The 880-nt window shown below is 53.3% G+C and carries 1 rRNA gene; it reads left to right on the top strand.

The features are described 5' to 3' along the window. A 23S ribosomal RNA gene (locus MUU46_RS00175) occupies positions 1 to 880 on the top strand; the annotation flags it as partial.

Below are 880 nucleotides of genomic sequence, written 5' to 3'. Positions count from 1 at the left end.
TCATCTTCGGGGGTAGAGCACTGTTTCGGCTAGGGGGTCATCCCGACTTACCAACCCGATGCAAACTACGAATACCGAAGAATGTTATCACGGGAGACACACGGCGGGTGCTAACGTCCGTCGTGAAGAGGGAAACAACCCAGACCGCCAGCTAAGGTCCCAAAGTCATAGTTAAGTGGGAAACGATGTGGGAAGGCTCAGACAGCCAGGATGTTGGCTTAGAAGCAGCCATCATTTAAAGAAAGCGTAATAGCTCACTGGTCGAGTCGGCCTGCGCGGAAGATGTAACGGGGCTAAACTATGCACCGAAGCTGCGGCAGCGACACTATGTGTTGTTGGGTAGGGGAGCGTTCTGTAAGCCGTTGAAGGTGGCCTGTGAGGGTAGCTGGAGGTATCAGAAGTGCGAATGCTGACATAAGTAACGATAATGCGGGTGAAAAGCCCGCACGCCGGAAGACCAAGGGTTCCTGTCCAACGTTAATCGGGGCAGGGTGAGTCGACCCCTAAGGCGAGGCCGAAAGGCGTAGTCGATGGGAAACAGGTTAATATTCCTGTACTTGGTGTTACTGCGAAGGGGGGACGGAGAGGGCTATGTTAGCCGGGCGACGGTTGTCCCGGTTTAAGCATGTAGGCGGAGAGTTTAGGTAAATCCGGACTCTTATCAACGCTGAGGTGTGATGACGAGGCACTACGGTGCTGAAGTAACAAATGCCGCACTTCCAGGAAAAGCCTCTAAGCATCAGGTAACACGAAATCGTACCCCAAACCGACACAGGTGGTCAGGTAGAGAATACCAAGGCGCTTGAGAGAACTCGGGTGAAGGAACTAGGCAAAATGGTGCCGTAACTTCGGGAGAAGGCACGCTGATGTGTAGGTGAAG

The organism is Scandinavium tedordense (genome assembly GCF_024764965.1).
GTDB classification, from domain to species: domain Bacteria; phylum Pseudomonadota; class Gammaproteobacteria; order Enterobacterales; family Enterobacteriaceae; genus Scandinavium; species Scandinavium tedordense.
This window is presented reverse-complemented; position numbering and strand designations above follow the sequence as displayed.